A 19,115-nucleotide genomic window follows, 5' to 3' on the forward strand; every position below is an offset into this window, starting at 1 on the left:
CAAGTGCAATAGCCTGTATCATTCCTTAATATCTTTTTTCTCATTTAAACCACTTCGCCAGTACACGAATAGGTAACTAGACACGCCATGACCATAAAACGTGATGACTTCGACCCTAAAGCATATAACCCTGAGTTTAAGCGCCACTTCCTGTCGCCTAAGTACTGGGGCACGTGGTTAGGTGTTATCTTATTTTTACCTTTATCATTAATGCCACTAAGTTTACAAAAGTGGTTGGCGAAAACCATAGCCAAAAAACTATCTAAATCCCACAAAGGCCCTGCTCACCGAGCGAGGGTTAACTTTGAGCTGTGTTTTCCGGAAAAGTCGTTCCAAGAACGTGAAGCTTTAATAGAAAAAACACTCTACACAGCAGCCATATTCTTTTTTCGCTTCGGGTTACTAAGTTTACGCTCACCAAAATGGCTTCAGAGCCGTTGCCAAATTCGCGGCCTAGACATTTTACGACAGCACATTGATAACAACGAAAATGTGATTTTAATGGTTCCCCACTCTTGGGCAATTGATGTGCCTGCTATCTTGCTCGCTTCAATGGGAATGCCAGTTTCTGCAATGGCGAAGAAACAAAAGAATGATGTTGCTGACTGGCTGATGCACAAGCAAAGAGTTCAATACGGTGGTCGTGTTTATGAACGCTCAGGTGGCATTAAGCCTTTTCTGAAATCCATTCGAGATGGCTATGTAGGGTATTATCTACCCGATCAAGATCACGGCCCAGAACATAGTGTGTTTGTCGACTTTTTCGCCACACGTAAAGCAACGCTCCCTGGATTGGGTAAAATTGCTAAACTATCACGTTCCAAAGTATTACCTCTGTTCGCTTCAATGAACACCGAAGATGGAACATTCGATATCGAAATTTTGCCTGCATTTGACTTAGACAAAGGCGAAGAGCAAGACGCTCGTACCTGTAATGAAGCCATTGAATATTTTGTCGGTGATAAACCCGAACAATATATGTGGGTACTGCAGTTGCTGCACTCTCAAGAAGACGGCAATAACTATTACAATATCTTTAAGCCTAGATATGATACTGATTGGCAAGTAAATAAATGAAAAAGATTTTAATTATTGGCCCTGCGTGGGTCGGCGATATGGTAATGTCGCAATCGTTATATATCGTATTAAAGCAACGTCATCCAGATAGCCAAATTGAAGTTATCGCTCCAGGATGGTGTAAACCGATTCTTGAGCGTATGCCAGAAATCCACCAAGCGATTGAAATGCCTATCGGTCATGGTGAATTTAACTTATTAGGCCGCAGGGAAATTGGTAAATCATTACGTGAAAAGCAATATGACCACGCCTATATCTTGCCTAAATCAGCGAAATCAGCACTGATTCCATGGTTTGCCAACATTCCTCTTCGTACTGGCTGGAAGGGAGAAATGCGCTATGGTTTATTGAATGACTTACGCCCCAACATGAAGTCTTTTCAATACATGGTAGAACGCTATGTAGCATTAGCTTATCCAAAAGCAGAGATGGTGGACTCCAACTCCCTTGGCGGGCTTGAAATCTTGCCCCGCCCACGCCTTGCAATCAACGCGGCTGAGCAACAAGCCACGCTCAAAAAGTTCAACTTAACGCAAGACCAACCAATCATTGGACTGTGCCCAGGAGCAGAGTTTGGTCCTGCCAAAAAATGGCCCGAAACACACTACGCTGAAGTTGCGACGCAAATGGCTCGATCTGGGCATCAAATCTGGTTGTTTGGTTCTCAAAAAGACTTAGAGACTTGTAACAATATCCGCGCACTTGTCCCGACGCAATTCCATGAGAACATTCATGTTCTAGCCGGCCAAACCAGCTTAATTGAAGCGGTCGATCTACTTGCTGCATGCAAGACTGTTGTCGCGAATGACTCAGGCTTAATGCATGTGGCTGCTGCGGTTGGTTGTAATGTTGTTGCCGTGTATGGCTCAACTTCACCGAAGTACACCCCCCCACTCGCAGAAAAAGTGGAGATTGTTCATACCGATATTGATTGTCGCCCTTGTTTCCAGCGTGAATGTCAATACAAACACCTTAAGTGCTTGACAGAACTTTCGCCTAAGCAAGTGCTAGATAGTATCCAAAAACTTGACGCCATTACGATAAGCTCATGTTAGTTCGTATTGTTTATACCTTACTACTCGCTCTAGCGTCACCGCTGCTTTTATTTGGTTTGTACAAGAGCAAACCAAATAAGCCTAAGTTCGGCTCTCGCTGGAAAGAGCACTTTGGCATAACTCCCAAGCTAAAAAGCAACGACAAACCTATTTGGATACATGCCGTATCTGTTGGTGAAAGCATAGCAGCAACACCTTTAATCAAAGCCCTTAAGGAACAAAACCCCGAACAATCTATTCTAGTTACTACAACAACAAGTACCGGAGCTGAACAGATTGCTAAGTTGGGTGATTTAGTTGAACACCGCTATATGCCAATTGACTTTGGGTTCGCTATCAAAGGTTTTCTTAAAGCAGTGCAACCAAAACAGATGTTGATCATTGAGACTGAGCTGTGGCCAAACACGCTTCACAATGTTCACAAAGCGGGTATCCCTATAACTGTCGTGAATGCGCGCCTATCTGAAAAATCGTGTAAGAACTACGCCAAAATACAGCAGCTTTTTAACCAACTTCATCCATGCCTAACTCAAGTACTCTGCCAAACAGCTTCAGATGCCGAGCGCTTTGAACGCTTAGGCGTCGAGAAAAAGAAACTATCCGTTACCGGTTCTATTAAGTTCGATATTCAAATATCAGAGCAAGTGAAACAGCAAGGACAGCAGCTTCGAGCCCAGCTTGGAGACGATCGTCCGATTTGGATTGCCGCTAGCACCCACAAAGGCGAGGACGAACAGGTATTAGATGCACATAGACAAGTTTTAAAATCTCATCCAAATGCTTTACTCGTTTTGGTTCCTCGCCATCCAGAGCGATTTGATGATGTATTCACGCTTTGCCAACAGCAAGGCTTTAACACTGTGCGTCGTACGTCAACGCATGCAGTAGAGACAAATACTCAAGTATATCTCGGCGATACTATGGGTGAGATGCTAACTTTGATGGGTGCAGCAGACATCTGCTTTATGGGTGGCAGTCTAATCGGAGATAAAGTCGGTGGACACAATGTGTTAGAGCCAGCAGCTCTGGGAGTACCTGTAATCACCGGACCAAGTTATTACAATTTTACAGAAATTGTTAATCTTCTTAAAAAACATTCGTTCTGCAATATCATTACAAAAGTTAACGAACTCAGTAACTTGATAGATAATCACTTTTCATTAAGTACAAACTCTATAAGTTTGCATAGTGCAAATTTCATCGCTAATTATACAAATGTTGTGAATAAAATAGTAACAATAATCTTTGAGAAAAAATAATGAAAAACATCATTACGTATAAGAGAATTCAATCTAATTATGAGAACGTATGTTACGTAAACTCAATTTTCGCACTTTTTTTATACTTATATATTAATAAAGGGGGCCATAATACACTGTTCGTTAGCCATATTGACTTCCAGGCTCTGTTAGCGAATAGTAAGTTAGATAACGTAGTCATTGTTAACACTAAGCTCAACAAAAATTGGGACTCTTTTCTTTACAAAATGGGACTTCTACAATATGACATTACAACTCTAATTAAAAAGAAAAAGTTTTTTGGTCACGATCACCTAACCTATGCGTTTCTATTCGATTTATCTCATGGCTCAGTTCTAGAAGATGGTGCTGGAAACTATAATGGCCCAATACCATTCAAAAAAAGAGTAAAACGCGCTTTAAAAGGCAGAGTTGTCTCTCCTTTGGGCTATGGAAATAAAATAACTAGCATCTATTTATCAAAACCAGAACTTGTAGACTCTCAATTACAAAGCAAAACAAAAGTCTTCGATGTTGTTGATATGTTGGACTACACCAGAAATTTTAGTTTGCAGATGATCCTAACGCACAGCTTCGAGTCTCTTAGTGGAAAAAACATTTTATTTACTCAACCTATCAGCGATCTGGTGACGGAAGATGGAAAAATAGAGCTGTACAAAGAAATTGCTGAGAAATATAACATTACAGTAATAAAGCCACATCCTCGCGAATGTACAGATTATACTAAGCACTTTTCTTGTTTGGTTCTAGATAAATTTATACCAGCTGAAGTTCTTATTTCTCCAGATGATAAAAATATTCATCTTTATACTTTGAACTCAACCTCTGTACTGAACCTAAAAGAGGTCAATGATAATATACAAGTTGATTTACTTGCACAGGATCTACACGATTTCCTTACTCAATGGAAAACAGACAAAAACCTGAAATAAGAAAATTTGAACCATTAAGTAATATAATGCCTTGTAACAAGGCATTATATATCAGTTCGTTTTGCCCATAAAAAACTCAGCCAATTCAAAATCCAACTTCTGATCGATATCAAAAGAGACTCGGTTATCCATGACATAGGCGTATGACTTAGCGGTATAATGAATTTTTTTTTGTTCCAGCAGATCTCTGGCATCAAAAATGTATATCGCTCCATTTAGTCGGTAAAACTCTCCGAGGTCTTGTGAACGATTAAGTGCTTCTGGCCTCAAAAATCCCCCCATCGAACCATCTTCCGGAAGCGTGTTCGACCATAGCGGGGAGTGCTCACATGGTGTAACAGAAACCACTGACAAAGCTTGCTTTTCTATGAACAACTCCAGAGCTTCATTAATGTGCTGAGTGGTGCGTAAAGGGGATGTCGGTTGTAACAAGACAAGTATCTCATCACCTTTACCAAACTTTTCAAGCGTGTAAATCAACACACTTTCTGTTTTCGCTGTATCAGAAGCCAAATGTTCCGGCCGCAATTCAGGAACTTCAGCCCCGAATTGTAATGCAATATCTGCGATTTCTTGATCATCAGTACTCACCAAGACTTTGTCGATGTATGGGCAATTATTCGCAGCATCAATAGACCAAGCAATTAAAGGTTTACCGTTTAGCGGTAACACATTTTTTCTAGGCAAGCGCTTACTACCCCCACGAGCAGGAATGAGCGCAATTACTTTTTTACCATCGATCACTACAGTACACCTAACGTATGAATATCTGCTTGAGCGCGATTAAAATCATCCATTCTACCAATGTCAAGCCAGTACTCGTGAATTGGAAACATGAGTACATTTTCACGTTCATTCATATGTTGCTCAAGTAAAGTCGGCATATCAATATGATGATTTTTCGGTACGGATTGGATGACTCTCGGAGATACAACGTATATTCCGGCATTAACAAAAAAACGTTGGATTGGTTTTTCTACCATGCTGGTAATTCTATTGCCATCGCCATTGATAACACCATACGGGATCTGATAATCATATTCACGGACACACATCGTTGCATCAGCTTGATTTTCTGTATGGAACTCCAGAAGTCTCTGAAAATCAACTTTCGTTAAGACATCGCCATTCATCATTATTAATGGCAGGTCTGCTGGTAAGTCCTTAGGTAGCAAACCCAAAGCACCGCCAGTACCTAACGGAGACTCTTCATAAACGTAGGTGATATTTACCCCGAGCTTAGAGCCATCACCAAAATACTGCTCAATCTGCTCCGGCATGTAATGAGTAGAAATATAGAAATTAACAAAACCAGCCTTAATGAAGCTTCGAATAACCGTTTCTAAAATAGGCTTACCACCAATTTTGAGCATTGGCTTAGGACATGTATCAGTCAGAGGTTTCAACCGAGTCCCGAAACCACCAGCCATGAGAAAAACGGGATTTTGATAGGTTGGTTGGCGTAGCGCACCGTGCAAAGTTTCTAAACCAACCACTTTTCCGTTTTTTATCAATGGAATAGAAAGAACGCTACGGCTCTCCATTGCTGAAATTAACTCTTCACGAGGGGTGTTAATATTAGCCGTCAATGGGTTAGTGTTCATCACTTGCGCTACATCAGCAGTCAAAGGCAAGTTTTTAAGCAACCCACGACGAATATCACCATCCGTAACGACCCCCAAAAGATGGTCATTATCGTCAACAACTAGCACAACTCTCAACGCTTCATTGTTTATAATTTCTAACGCATCAAGTAATGAACTGGTTGGCTTAATTAAAACATTTTTCCAACAATGACTCATGCTTAACCTATTTTCTAAATCATTTAAAACTTTTCATTGTTACCCTATATGGGTAACAGATCGTATCCATTGGCACATTTTGAGTGATTGTCGCTCCAGCACCTACAATAGAGTTTGTATCTATTCGGACGTTTTGAATCACCGTAGCCCCAGCTCCAATATAAACATTATCGCCAGTCAGAACTTGACCACACAGTGTTGAACGAGGGGCCAAATGGTTAAAAGATCCAATATCACAGTCATGCTCAACTATAACGCCAGTATTCACTATTGTATGGCGACCAATTCTGGCTCCGGCTTGAATAATGGCACTGGAAAGAATTTGCCCCCCCATATGAACTTCCGCAAAAGGAGATACTTGAGCAGAAGAGGCAATCACGGTTTCGAACTGGTACCCACTCGCTGTATAAAACTGAGTTAGCTTGCTTCTTAAGCCCGATTTGGGGAGAGCACCAATGCCATTGACTAGCAAAACTTCGTTACAATCAAACCTAAAGACATCTTCGTCTTTGCGAAAATGGGGTAGCTCGTTAAAAATGCCGCGCTCACTCAGCTCATCCGGGCAAATAACCGCCAAGATCTCTCTTTGCTGCTGTAGAAGTACATCCACTAGTACACTAGCGTGACCACCTCCACCAATAATGACGAGAGGCTTCAAGCTCTTTTTATTCAAAGATTAAATCTCCTGCTTGATAAGCCTTACTGGCTGGCTTATCCAGTAGTTCCCAAAATTTATAAGGAGAAAGGCCCGTGCCAGGGCGTTTTATAGTCAGGTTATCCTGAGTAAAAACTTCACCTACAGCGATGTTTGTCGCTGCAATCAAGCTCTTCCTAGCTACCGCTTTGTTCTTTACCTCAGAAACCGTTGGGCTTTTCACTCCAACACCTAACGCAACTTCCACCTGACGAATAGCTGAAACCATTGCAGTCAACTCGCTCGGCTCGAGCGAAGCTTTATGATCTGGCCCTTCCATATTCTTATCTAAAGTAAAGTGTTTCTCTATTAGTACCGCTCCGCGAGCAACAGCCGCAATTGGGATTGTGATACCTTCACTATGGTCAGAATAGCCAGCGGATAGTTCAAAGGCGTTTGCAAGAGTATCCATAGCCTTAAGGTTTATCTCTTCCATTGGTGCAGGGTATTCTGTCGTACAATGCAGTAGCGTCACTTTTGCTTTTAAGGCTTTTTGCCCCACTTCAGAGGCATAAGCTTTTTGAAAATTTAGCTCACTTGGCGTGGCATTTTGATCAGCAGTGTAACCAAAAGCAATCACTCCCAAAACAGCTTCTATTTCCGAGAGTGTAGCCATTCCTGTAGAAACAATGAGATCACAACCTGTACGTGCATGTTCTAAAACTAGAGGGGCGTTAGTAATCTCGCCCGACGGTATTTTTAATCGGGTGAGATTCAAATCGTTAACAAGGAAATCTAGACTCTCAGAGTCAAAAGCTGTCGATAGAAACTCAATACCGATTGACTGACAATGCTCTACTAGTTGGTGATGAACATCATAAGAAAGTTCTAACCGACTAAGCATCGCAAGTTGAGACTCTTGCTTTTGCGTATTTGCTACTTGATATTCAGCTTGTTTTGCTTCAGCTGTAACTAAGTTTTTAGCTTTAAAAGTTTGAAACTTAACAATATCAGCACCAGCTTTATGCGCCGCATTGACTAGCTCAAATGCCAACGTCTCATCACCATTGTGATTTACACCAGCTTCAGCAATTATTAATGTCATAGAGTCTCTTTATATCGTCTTTAAATCTACAATGGGATAATTATACATTATCAAAATCTAGGTCGAAAAAGGCTTTACTCGGCTCAAAACGCAAAGTCTTAATCATGTCAATCACCTGCCCGCTTGTATCGCCTTGCCCATAAGGATTTAAGACAACCTCGTTGCTATCGCTTTTGTAAGCTCTCTGCACAGCCGCACTTATTGAAGCAGAAATATCTATCTGATTAGGCTTACAATTTAGGACACTCTTGGCGGCCAAACGCCCTTTTTGTCTTGAACCAATATTAACGGTAGGTACATCAAAAGCAGGCACTTCGATAATCCCACTCGAAGAATTACCAATCACAGCAGCTGCATGCTTTACCGCACTCAAGTAACGTACTTGCCCAAGAGATGGAATAGCTAATACACGTTGTGGGTTAGCTTGAGCATATTGTTCCAAAATAGGGATAATACGTCGTCCTCCATCATCAGCATTCGGATAAGTAAGGATTACTTGATGATTGGGAAATTCATCTAATGCGCCTAAAAGCGCTTGAAAGCTTGCCTCAGGCTTCTCATCACCTAAGGTCACTGGGTGATATGTAACCACAAAAAATGGTTGAGTTAGGTTAAAGGCAAGTGACTTAGCAAGCTCATCTACCGTCATAAACGTTGCGCGTTTTAGGTGGTCTAGACCGATAGCACCCACATTTTTTACTCGGTCGGGCGACTCACCTAACTGAATAACACGCTGCCTGTAATCCTCTGTGGACGTAGCATGCAAATAGCTTAATTTGGTAATGGCATGGCGTATTGCATCATCATACGCTCCTTCAGTGATCTCCCCACCGTGCAAGTGAACAATAGGGATACGCAGTATCATTGCCGTTTGTGCTGCGGCAAGAGCTTCAAATCGGTCGCCTAAAATGACCAATACATCAGGTTGCTGTCTTGAAAGGGCATCAGCAAAGCCAAGTACTCCTAGTCCCATACTTTTCGCGGTCCCAACTGCCGAATCGGATGAAAGTAGAATCTCAATTTTTTCATCAATGACAAAGCCATCTTGCTCTATTTGATGATAAGTTTCGCCAAACTCTGGCGAAAGGTGCATACCAGACACCAAGAGCTGAAGTTTCAACTCAGGATCATCTTGAATATCCTTTAGAAGCCAGTAAAGCAGCCCGTATTCTGCTCTCGTCCCGGTAAACACGGCGACTTTCTTTTGCTGCTGTGTCATGTTTAATCTTGCCTTAACGATTTAGTGCAACTGGAGTGCTTGGTAAGTTAATTAAATGCGCCTCGATGAACTCTGAGTGACTTAAATCACCACGCAGTGCATTTTCAAACATCGGCAAACGATGCATCAACTTCCAAATTGGACGAGTCATCACGCCCGCGGCATTAGTCTCTTGTAATATCGCTTCTCGTGATTCGATATCCGGACAAATGATCGCATTGAGCCAGTAGTTTGAGTGTGCGTACTCAGGCTCAGTCACAAACTGAACATCACTACTAGAGAAGAAAGCTTGATACTGCTTTGCTAACTCACGCTTTTGTGCCAAGTACGTTTCTATCACTTCCATCTGCGCACAGCCAAGTGCAGCATTTAGATTTGGCATACGATAGTTAAACCCAGGTTCATCGTGATAAAACTCATAAGGATGAGGCACTTTCGCGGTCGTAGTCACATGCTTAGTGTGTTGGCCTAACTCTTTGGTCTTACACAACACTATACCACCACCACCTGTCGTAATAATCTTATTGCCATTAAAGCTAACCGCACCAAAATCACCAATCGTTCCAGTGTGTTGACCTTTATAAAAAGATCCTAAGCTTTCTGCCGCATCTTCAACCAAATTAAGCTGCCACTTGTGACAAATCGCAATCAATTCATCTAACTCAACGGGATGACCAAACGTATGCATGGGCACAACAGCCCTAATGCGTTGACCCGTTGTTTGATGAAAACACCCTTCCTCTGTAAGCTTTGCGTGTTCCATTAAGTAAGCATCAACCGCTTTAGGGCACAAACCAAGGCTAACTTTTGAAACATCAACAAAAATAGGCTCGGCCCCCATATGATAAAGGGCATTGCAGGTAGCCACAAAAGTGAGGGCCTGAGTGATCACCAAATCACCACGTTGCACACCTGCCATATACAGCGCAGCATGCAATGCAGCAGTACCATTAACAGTTGCTACCGCTTTTTCACTGCCAGTGTATTGCTCTATTTTCTGTTCGAATTGATCAACAAACTTACCGACGCTTGATACAAAAGTACTGTCAATAGTCTCCATCACATACGCTTTTTCATTGCCTTGGAAAGCTGGCGCGTGTAATGGAATAAAGTCTTCGGTTTTATACGTATCTTGCACAAATTCAACAATCGATGTTGGATTCATCATTCGCTCCGCTTACATCTTGCTGTCTAGGTATTTTCCCGTTTCTTTGTGGCCAAAGTCGGGAATCATGGTAAAGAACAATTCTACAATTTGCTCCTTGCTCCACTCACGTTTATCTTTCATCTCAGCAATGCTTTGCTCGAACAAAGTCAAAAGAGCTTGTTCGAAAAGAGGTTCATTTTTGATGATGCCTAAGTTTTCAAAGCGTTCCATATCAAGGACTTCTTTATCCGTGAAGAACTCCTCAAAATCTTTCTCACCCGTAGTATCACTTTCTGTAAACAAGCAAGGCCATTTACCTTGCTCAGGTAAAGTTTTCGCCAGTTCACGAGCCTCATCTTCACTGCTACAGAGATATGGTTCATAACCCAATTGCTCTAGATATTTCACTGCAATATCAGCAAATGAAATTAAGTGAAGCGCTTCACTCAATTTAGGGAAAAAGATGTCTCGGTTTTCACCAAAAATACAAGACATCAGGCAGAGCTCACCCGACTCTTGTGGCGTTACGAAATAGCGCTTTATGTCATTAGGAGCAACAATAGGTTGACGCTTTTGAATACGTTGATTGAAGCCGTGCAGTAAAGAGCCGTCAGAAAATGCGACATTGGCAAAGCGAGCGGTTGAAATCGACATTTGCTTACTTCTACGCATCAAGAACATCTCCATAATGCGCTTAGACGCTCCCATCATATTGACTGGATTTGCCGCTTTGTCTGTCGATACACAGAAATATTTCTTCGCTCCAGATTCTATTGATTGCTGGATGGTCTTATCTGTATTGAATACATTCACGTCGATCATACGCATAAGTGTGAAAGGATCTTTTTCACTGCGCACGTGTTTCAGCGCTGACAAGTTCAGCACGTAGTCAAACTGCCCATCCGATTTGATAAACGCATCGTACTCAATGGAACCAATATCCAATGCGAATGTTTGAAAATCGCCATCAATGTAACCAAAAGAGCTACGAATATCACGAACCAACTCAACCATATTATTTTCACTAATATCAACAACATGAAGTTTCTTTGGGTTACGTTTAAAAATCTCTTTCGTGACCGCTTGACCAATAGAGCCCGCCCCACCTAAGACAAGAAAGCGAGATTCAGAGACAATCTTTGACAATTCAACTTCTTGATTTGAGATGTCTTGAGTGAATAAAGCATCGGTACGACCGATAAGAGAGAGAATATTGCTCATATTTAGCCTTGAAAATCTGGGTGTGGCCTAGCTATAAAGTGTAGCTAGCTCTTGAAGTGAACGTTGCTCTTCTGCATTTATTTTAGAGGCATTAGCTTTAACATCAATCTGTTTTCCTAAACTGCTCGCTAGCTCATCAAATGTAGAAAAACTACAGAGTTCAACATTTTGTGCATCTTTAAAGAACAGTTCATTGTGGCTTCCTTTCGCCACATAAACCTTACCTTGCCCCCACTTCATCAGTTGACGGGCGGTACTAGCTCCGCCTCTAGGTTGAAGCACAAGATGGGTGCACGACATCACAACAGCCGTGTAAGCTAGTGGGGGAAGTGAAGTTATGACAGACACATCGACTGTTTGCTTCTTTATCTTTTGCAAATAGGTTAAATAAAGATCTAAAAGAAGACGTTTTCGCCACTGCTTTACAGGCCACATCACAACAAACTTGTATTCCGTGTGCACTCCAGCTTTTATGAATGCACGCAACATCGCTTTAATGTTTTGATATTTAAATGCATTAGGTTTAGTACCTAAAAGGATACTTTTTTTCTTATTTTTTTCGTCTGCATAAACAGAAATCGCCAGAGTCTCAGCAGATTTAGTGGGTAATGTGTCGAAGACAACACTAGAATCAACAAGACAAAAATCACACCTTTCTAATACTTGGCTCAACTTCTCACGAAACGCACTATTTAAAGCAATAAACTGCTCTTGTTGACTTAAAACCCAAAGATCATTCTCTGTAATGTTAAGCTTAACATCTGCAACTAAGCGTCCATGTTTATCTTTGCACCAAAGCCATCTGTCAACCTCATCATCCGTGATAAACATATAACACTTGCTCTTCATTTGTGGACTAAGCTCGAGAACCTCTCGAATTTGAGCAGAGTTAAGTGCACTCAGAGAGAAATAAGTTATCGTTGAAGCGTTCAAAAAAATAGAGTTGTTCACCTTCTCATAAGAAAAGTAAGTGACTCCATCAATTTTCTTAGGGTACTGAGATTCAATATCACCACATCCGAAAATGACGACACCTAACGTCTCGTGATTAATGCCAGCTTTCTCAATTAAGGCATCAATAAACAGAGGGGAAAAGTAGTCTGTGCTAGACACTAAAAAAATATGTTTAATCTCGTTGCTTTGCATTTTTACAATTCCATGCGCCCTAAAACATTTTTTATAGCATTAATAACATAAGACTGCTCACTATCACTCATATTGAAGTACAGTGGTAGTCTTACCAAGCGCTCACTTTCTTGTGTCGTATATATATCACTGCCGACAAACCGACCAAACTGTTGGCCAGCTGGTGAGCTATGCAATGGAATATAGTGAAACGCAGAAACTATGCCCTCTTCACGAAGCATTTCAATAAACTGGCTTCTCAATTCCAGATTTTCCAGTTTCAAGTAGAACATATGCGCATTGTGCTGACATTCAAAAGGAACAGTTGGCACTTCTATATTGTGTTTTGCGGCAAGAGGCGTAAGCTCATCTAGATATTTTCGCCAAATTTGTAGCCGTCTTTGGTTAATCCCTTCAGCTTCTTCAAGCTGTCCCCAAAGGTATGCTGCTTGTATCTCACTTGGAAGCAAACTACTACCAAGATCAACCCAAGTATATTTGTCTACCATGCCACGGAAGAACAAGCTTCGGTTCGTCCCCTTCTCTCTGACAATTTCTGCACGCTCAACAAAAGATTGGTCATTAATAAGAAGTAGTCCACCTTCACCACCGGACGTATAATTTTTCGTCTCATGAAAACTATATGCACCTAGATGGCCAATTGCCCCCAACGCTTTCCCTTTGTAAGTAGACATCACACCTTGAGCCGCATCTTCAATAACAATGAGTTTATACTTCTCTGCAATACTCATGATCGTGTCCATCTCACAAGCAACACCAGCATAATGTACAGGTACAATAGCAACCGTTTTTTCAGTGATTGCAGCCTCAATTTTGGTTTCATCAATGTTCATCGTATCTGGACGAATATCAACAAACACCACTTTTGCACCACGCAGTACAAATGCATTCGCAGTGCTAACAAAAGTGTAGCTTGGCATAATCACTTCATCACCAGGCTGAATATCGATCAGCAAAGCGGCAAGTTCAAGCGCATGGGTACATGAAGGCGTTAACAAAGTCTTAATACAGCTCGCTCTGTTTTCAAACCAACTCTCGCATCGTTCAGAAAGTGGCCCATCTCCCGAGAGTTTACTTCCTTGGATAGCTTGCTCAATAAAGCTAAGCTCTTTACCTACAACTGGGGGCTTATTAAATGGAATCATTAATCTATCTCTCTGGGGTTACAATCAATAGAATTTCATTCTAAATTTATTGATCGGCAAGAAATCTCGAGCTTGGTTTTCTTCCTTCACTACTGCTTTGGTGATTTTCAACAAGCCTTTACCACAAATTACAACGGGGCAGCCATTTTCAACAAATATCACTTTACCAACATGCCTATGCTCACAAACCACATCCTGTACTACTTCAGCATCCAAGACCACCACTTTATTCTCATCAACATTAGTAATAGCTCCAGAATATGGGTACCCTACAGAATCAATAAATCGTTTAATGTATGTAGAACTTTGATTCCAATCGATCTCATAATCAGATTCGTCTCGCCATATTGAATATGTCGCTAATGACTCATCTTGTTGTGAGGATTTTATTTCTCTTCCGGAATGTAAACTATTAAATATCAAATCTGCCAGTTTTATATAATTGAGGTTATTCACTTCAATTGCATCAGATAATTTTATTGGATAGTCAATAAATGAAGTAGCTTGTGCAATAATATCACCTTTATCATACTCATCTGAACCAAATAGAGCTGTAACACCAATTTCATGCTCACCATTAATTAAACTATTCACTAGCGGAGCAAAGCCTCTATATCGAGGTAAAATAGAGTCATGGAAAACAATTAACTTGCTATCTTCGATACTTCTAATCATCCAGCGCCATGACACTGCTAACACATAGGATTCTTGAGGTATTGTGTAAGTGTCATTATGATAATAATACTGAACACCGTAGTTGATAGCTAATTTTCTCAAATTTTCACTATAATCATCTTTAATATTTTTATCTTTTCCTATAACAAGGAAATCAACAATTTCTCGATATTTTTCAAATAAAAGGGTAGCAACTTCATACCCTTTTTTAGTCATCGCATGTAATACTATTTTTTTACACATAACAATACCTGAAGCTTGGACTCGTTTTGGGTAATCTCTATTTAGCTTGATGAGCAATCATCACAAATAATTTTATTTAAGTATTGTCCGTAGTCATTTTTTAACATTGGTTGAGCAAATTGGATAACTTGAGAAGTTGATAACCACCCATTGCGCCACGCAATCTCTTCTAAACAGGCAACTTTAAGACCTTGAACATTTTCAATGGTTTGAACAAACGAAGAGGCTTCATGCAGGCTTTCATGTGTTCCAGTATCTAACCAAGCAAAGCCGCGCCCTAGTAATTGAACATTCAGGTCACCTTGCTCAAGGTACATTTGGTTTAGCGTCGAAATCTCTAACTCACCACGAGATGAAGGTTTGACTTTTTTTGCCAATTCGACGACTCGGTTATCATAAAAATATAGCCCAGTGACAGCATAATTGGATTTAGGCTTTACTGGTTTTTCTTCAATCGAAATCGCCTGCATATTGGCATCAAATTCTACAACGCCAAATCGCTCTGGATCTTTAACCTGATAACCGAATACCGTCGCACCACGGCTCTTCATCGCAGCTTGCTGAAGAATAGGAGTGAACCCTTGTCCATAAAAGATGTTGTCACCCAGCACTAAACATACTGAGTCATCGCCAATGAATTCTTCGCCAATGATGAACGCTTGAGCTAAGCCATCTGGACTTGGTTGAATCGCGTATTGCAACTCAATGCCAAACTCTGAGCCATCACCTAATAGGCGCTGAAAACCCTCCTGGTCTTCTAGCGTGGTGATGATTAAGATTTCACGAATGCCCGCAAGCATGAGTACCGACAACGGGTAGTAAATCATTGGTTTGTCATAAACCGGCAGCAACTGCTTAGAGACACCACGTGTAATAGGGTAAAGGCGAGTGCCCGAGCCGCCTGCTAAAATAATGCCTTTCATTATTCGCCCGCTCCTAGTCGCTCAAGACTGTATGAGCCATCAAGCACACGCTGCCACCATTGTGGATTATTTAGGTACCATTCCACGGTTTTGCGAATACCGCTTTCAAACGTTTCTTCTGGCGTCCAGCCAAGCTCTTGAGCGATCTTGGTGGCATCAATTGCGTAACGCACATCATGACCAGGTCGATCTTTGACATAAGTGATCAAAGATTCATAAGACTCGACCCCGGCCGGCTTGTCTGGTCGCAACTCTTCAAGCAAAGCACAAATGGTTTTCACCACTTCGATGTTTGCTTTTTCGTTATGGCCACCAATGTTGTAGGTTTCACCGACTTCACCTTCGCAGACCACTTTGTACAGCGCGCGTGCATGATCTTCCACAAACAGCCAATCTCGGATTTGCATACCATCGCCATACACAGGCAACGGCTTGCCGTCGAGGGCATTTAAAATCATCAGAGGGATCAACTTCTCTGGGAAGTGGTACGGGCCATAGTTGTTGGAGCAATTAGTGATAAGTGTTGGTAAACCATAAGTACGTTGCCAAGCGCGAACCAGATGATCGCTCGACGCTTTAGATGCGGAATATGGGCTGCTCGGCGCGTATGAAGTGGTTTCGGTGAACAAATCATCCGTCCCCTCTAAATCGCCGTACACTTCATCCGTAGAAATATGATGAAAACGGAATGCTGATTGGCGCGCTTCATCTAGGTTCGACCAATATTGACGCGCCGCTTCAAGCAAATGGTAAGTGCCCATCACGTTGGTCTCAATAAAAGCAGCAGGACCATCAATAGAACGATCGACATGAGATTCGGCGGCCAAATGCATCACCATATCGGGTTGATGCTCTGAAAAAACGCGGTCTAGTTCAGCTCGGTCACAGATATCCACTTGCTCGAAGTAGTAACGTTCACTCTCTGAGACATCAACCAGTGACTCTAGATTCCCTGCGTAGGTCAGTTTATCTAAATTGATAACGGTATCTTGGGTGTCACGAATGATATGTCGGACAACAGCTGACCCAATGAAGCCTGCTCCACCGGTTACTAATATTTTCATTACAAATGTTACCTACGTTAATTTGTGTGCTATCAGATACACATGAATACTTTATGATTATTGTAGTTTATAGACTCACTCGAGCATCGTTAGACTCAAGAGGGCTTACTTAGAGCAATTAATGCAAAATAATAAAAAACTCAATTAAGATTGAGAAGCATAACCGTCCTGCAAATGCTCAAAATCGGATTCTTGCCAAATAATCTGTCGCTTTAAACGCTCTTTATTAAATGAACGCAGAAGTCTATTTAGATTTTGGTGCTTCCAGTCACCAGAAGTTTCAAAACGACACTTATCAAAATCGATAATCCATACCTTATCTTTGTCGTCGATCAAGATATTATGGATATTCAAGTCGGTATGGTTAACGCCAACCTGATGCATCTTGGCAATTTCTTGCCCTATTTTCTGATACATTTCTGCCGATAACGATTGTTCTTGCAAGATACTAACCAGATCTCTGGCGTTTGGGATTCGCTCACTTAATAAATCAGCGTGATAGAAGAGTCCTGACTTTACGGCTCTTGCTGCAATTGGACGAGGAACGTGCACCCCAGCCTCGATTAGCGCCAATAAAAGCTGAAACTCTTGCGCACTACGGGTGTTATCCCAGCCAGAGAACCAATAATGATCGTTAACCAACTTCCCAAACAAACCGCCACGACGGTAATGACGCAGTGCTGCTTGCATGTTCTCTAGTTGGATAAACCATGTCGTGCCTCGCCCCGTCGCACTGCCAACCACCTTGTCTAAGGACTGCCAGTATTCCGCATCAAATATCGGTTGGCTAGGGTCTGTAAGGATCTCGTCATCAAACCAGATCATTTGGTTGTTGTTTTGATACTGTTGAGTCACGCGCTTACCCCCTAGCCTAAATATCGGCTGGTTAATATATACAACCAAGTAAATCCGGCGAACGCCAATGCAACCATAACGGCAGCAGAGCCTATGTCTTTAGCTCGACCACTGAGTTCATGCCGCTCAATACCGATACGATCAACCACAGCCTCAATAGCTGAATTCACAAGCTCTACAATCAAGACTAACACCACGACCCCGATCATTAAGATACGCTCAATCATGCCGACATCCACTAGCCAAGCCAAAATCACAGCGATACTCAACAGAGCCAACTCTTGTCGAATGGCAGCTTCATGCTTAAAAGCCGCTTTTAATCCTTGGATCGAATAACCCGTCGCTTTAACGATGCGCTTTAGCCCGGTATTACCCGGTTTGCCAGATTCTTGCGATTGATGCGGTGTTGTCTTTGACATTGCAGAACACTTATCAGTACTTAGCTATATTCGAGCCGTGTATTTTACATTTATTGGGGATGTCTGCATAATTTACCTGCCTCTATTCATCGAATCAGACAATAATTATGTTCACTTCTGCCCCATCGTCACTATGCGTCTTGCGTTTGTCCGCTATTGGAGACGTTTGCAATACTATCGCCACCATTCAAGCTATTCAGAAACACTGGCCTTCGACCCAGATTACTTGGATAACGGGTAAACTTGAAGCCCAGTTATTAGCCGCCATCGATGGTGTAGAAGTGATTGTTTTTGATAAAAAAGCGGGACTTGATGGCTACAAATCGCTTTGGCGACAGCTGAAAGGCAGAGAGTTTGATGCGCTATTGCATATGCAGTACGCGATTCGAGCGAGTGTCGCGACGTTGGGCATTAAAGCAAAATACAAACTTGGTTTCTCTTCTGATAGAAGCCAAGATTTTCAGACGCTATTTACCAATGTCAAAGTGCCTTCCCCGCAATCTCTGCATGTCGCAGATGGCTTAATGGCCTTTGCCCATCAAATTGGGGTACCAAAGGCAGAACTGGACTGGGTACTTTCTTATTCAGACCACGACCAAGCTTGGGCAGAGTCTCATATTTCTCGTAGTAAACCTAACCTGCTGATTGTGCCTGGTGCGAGCAAAGCTTATAAAAACTGGAACGCGGAAGGTTATGTGGATGTGATTCATCACGCCAGAGCAAAAGGCTGGAACGTGATTCTGGCAGGCAGCCCTGCTCAGGTAGAATTGGACCTGGCAGAGGCCATTCAATCTCGCTTGGAAGAACCGTGTCTAAATTTAGTTGGACAAAGTTCAATTCTGCAAATGCTTGCGTTAATAGATAAGGTTGAAATGGTCATCGCCCCCGATACCGGACCAGCACACATGGCAAATGCCATGAAAACGCCAATCATCGGGCTCTATGCACACCATAATCCGCTTCGAGTGGGGCCTTACCGCTACCTAAAATACGTTGTCTCGGTTTATGAAGAAACGATCTTTGCGGAAACAGGCAAAAACAGTCACGAGTTAAGCTGGCGAACTCGCGCTAAAGATGAAACGGCAATGAACCGCATTACCAGCACTCAAGTAATGAGCATGTTCGATCAAGTCTTAGAAGATTTGTATCCTCAATACCAGTAAACTTACTGTCTTGATTTGTTAAGAAGGAAAT

The 19,115-nt window shown here is 41.9% G+C and carries 19 protein-coding genes; 5 read left to right on the plus strand and 14 right to left on the minus strand.

The annotated features are described in order from the left end of the window. The first annotated feature begins 87 nt into the window (after window positions 1-87). From lpxM to FR741_RS14350, 4 genes are read left to right on the plus strand one after another with little or no spacing between them, the layout of a single operon-like run. Window positions 88-1,077 (plus strand): lauroyl-Kdo(2)-lipid IV(A) myristoyltransferase, encoded by a 990-nt coding sequence (gene lpxM, locus FR741_RS14335; protein WP_167427002.1) that lies wholly within the window; start codon window positions 88-90, stop codon window positions 1,075-1,077. After that, window positions 1,074-2,132: a lipopolysaccharide heptosyltransferase II gene (gene waaF, locus FR741_RS14340; protein WP_047732770.1), complete on the plus strand. Its 1,059-nt coding sequence runs from the start codon at window positions 1,074-1,076 to the stop codon at window positions 2,130-2,132. Before lpxM ends, waaF begins: the two co-directional genes overlap by 4 nt. Beyond that, window positions 2,126-3,391, plus strand: coding sequence for a lipid IV(A) 3-deoxy-D-manno-octulosonic acid transferase (waaA, locus tag FR741_RS14345; RefSeq protein ID WP_167427003.1), 1,266 nt, complete (start codon window positions 2,126-2,128; stop codon window positions 3,389-3,391). The genes waaF and waaA overlap by 7 nt, the downstream gene beginning before the upstream one ends. Next, on the plus strand, window positions 3,391-4,323 hold the full coding sequence (locus FR741_RS14350; protein ID WP_167427004.1) for a glycosyltransferase family 52: 933 nt from the start codon (window positions 3,391-3,393) through the stop codon (window positions 4,321-4,323). Before waaA ends, FR741_RS14350 begins: the two co-directional genes overlap by 1 nt. A 51-nt stretch (window positions 4,324-4,374) precedes the next feature. Here the strand turns inward: FR741_RS14350 and FR741_RS14355 are convergent, their stop codons facing one another. The 14 genes from FR741_RS14355 to FR741_RS14420 all read right to left on the minus strand — a co-directional run bounded on the left by FR741_RS14355 (window position 4,375) and on the right by FR741_RS14420 (window position 17,921). Continuing rightward, on the minus strand, window positions 4,375-5,067 hold the full coding sequence (locus FR741_RS14355) for an acylneuraminate cytidylyltransferase family protein (protein WP_006742512.1): 693 nt from the start codon (window positions 5,065-5,067) through the stop codon (window positions 4,375-4,377). Next, a complete protein-coding gene (locus FR741_RS14360) occupies window positions 5,067-6,125 on the minus strand; it encodes a nucleotidyltransferase family protein (protein ID WP_017449102.1) in 1,059 nt (352 codons plus the stop codon). Before FR741_RS14360 ends, FR741_RS14355 begins: the two co-directional genes overlap by 1 nt. Before the next feature lie 19 nt (window positions 6,126-6,144). Beyond that, window positions 6,145-6,798 carry an acetyltransferase gene (locus tag FR741_RS14365; protein ID WP_167427005.1) on the minus strand — a complete coding sequence of 218 codons (654 nt, stop codon included), beginning with the start codon at window positions 6,796-6,798 and terminating at the stop codon, window positions 6,145-6,147. After that, entirely contained in the window at window positions 6,791-7,864 is a 1,074-nt protein-coding gene (gene neuB, locus FR741_RS14370) for an N-acetylneuraminate synthase (RefSeq protein ID WP_167427006.1), read from the minus strand. The genes FR741_RS14365 and neuB overlap by 8 nt, the downstream gene beginning before the upstream one ends. A 40-nt stretch (window positions 7,865-7,904) precedes the next feature. Then, window positions 7,905-9,083, minus strand: coding sequence for a UDP-N-acetylglucosamine 2-epimerase (gene neuC, locus FR741_RS14375; RefSeq protein ID WP_167427007.1), 1,179 nt, complete (start codon window positions 9,081-9,083; stop codon window positions 7,905-7,907). A gap of 13 nt (window positions 9,084-9,096) precedes the next feature. Continuing rightward, the gene (locus tag FR741_RS14380) at window positions 9,097-10,248 is read right to left on the minus strand and encodes a LegC family aminotransferase (protein WP_104971160.1); all 1,152 of its coding nucleotides are present in this window, start codon (window positions 10,246-10,248) and stop codon (window positions 9,097-9,099) included. 12 nt (window positions 10,249-10,260) lie between these two features. Beyond that, window positions 10,261-11,451 (minus strand): UDP-N-acetylglucosamine 4,6-dehydratase, encoded by a 1,191-nt coding sequence (locus FR741_RS14385; RefSeq protein WP_006742518.1) that lies wholly within the window; start codon window positions 11,449-11,451, stop codon window positions 10,261-10,263. 27 nt (window positions 11,452-11,478) lie between these two features. Continuing rightward, the gene (locus FR741_RS14390; RefSeq protein WP_134647613.1) at window positions 11,479-12,597 is read right to left on the minus strand and encodes a hypothetical protein; all 1,119 of its coding nucleotides are present in this window, start codon (window positions 12,595-12,597) and stop codon (window positions 11,479-11,481) included. Window positions 12,598-12,599: 2 nt separating this feature from the next. Next, a complete protein-coding gene (gene rffA / locus FR741_RS14395; RefSeq protein ID WP_006742520.1) occupies window positions 12,600-13,742 on the minus strand; it encodes a dTDP-4-amino-4,6-dideoxygalactose transaminase in 1,143 nt (380 codons plus the stop codon). Window positions 13,743-13,766: 24 nt separating this feature from the next. After that, window positions 13,767-14,660, minus strand: coding sequence for a formyltransferase family protein (locus FR741_RS14400; protein ID WP_167427008.1), 894 nt, complete (start codon window positions 14,658-14,660; stop codon window positions 13,767-13,769). 41 nt (window positions 14,661-14,701) lie between these two features. Beyond that, the gene (rfbA, locus tag FR741_RS14405; protein WP_167427009.1) at window positions 14,702-15,583 is read right to left on the minus strand and encodes a glucose-1-phosphate thymidylyltransferase RfbA; all 882 of its coding nucleotides are present in this window, start codon (window positions 15,581-15,583) and stop codon (window positions 14,702-14,704) included. Continuing rightward, window positions 15,583-16,647 (minus strand): dTDP-glucose 4,6-dehydratase, encoded by a 1,065-nt coding sequence (gene rfbB, locus FR741_RS14410; RefSeq protein WP_167427010.1) that lies wholly within the window; start codon window positions 16,645-16,647, stop codon window positions 15,583-15,585. Before rfbB ends, rfbA begins: the two co-directional genes overlap by 1 nt. Window positions 16,648-16,791: 144 nt before the next feature. Further along, the gene (locus FR741_RS14415) at window positions 16,792-17,502 is read right to left on the minus strand and encodes a 3-deoxy-D-manno-octulosonic acid kinase (RefSeq protein ID WP_167427011.1); all 711 of its coding nucleotides are present in this window, start codon (window positions 17,500-17,502) and stop codon (window positions 16,792-16,794) included. A gap of 11 nt (window positions 17,503-17,513) precedes the next feature. Continuing rightward, window positions 17,514-17,921, minus strand: a complete 408-nt coding sequence (locus FR741_RS14420) for a diacylglycerol kinase (RefSeq protein ID WP_167427012.1) — start codon at window positions 17,919-17,921, stop codon at window positions 17,514-17,516. Window positions 17,922-18,028: 107 nt separating this feature from the next. Here FR741_RS14420 and FR741_RS14425 point away from each other — a divergent pair, with 107 nt between their 5' ends. After that, on the plus strand, window positions 18,029-19,084 hold the full coding sequence (locus FR741_RS14425) for a glycosyltransferase family 9 protein (protein WP_130544845.1): 1,056 nt from the start codon (window positions 18,029-18,031) through the stop codon (window positions 19,082-19,084). Window positions 19,085-19,115: the final 31 nt, after the last annotated feature.

Origin of the sequence: Vibrio diabolicus (assembly GCF_011801455.1) — a bacterium.
Lineage (GTDB): Bacteria > Pseudomonadota > Gammaproteobacteria > Enterobacterales > Vibrionaceae > Vibrio > Vibrio diabolicus.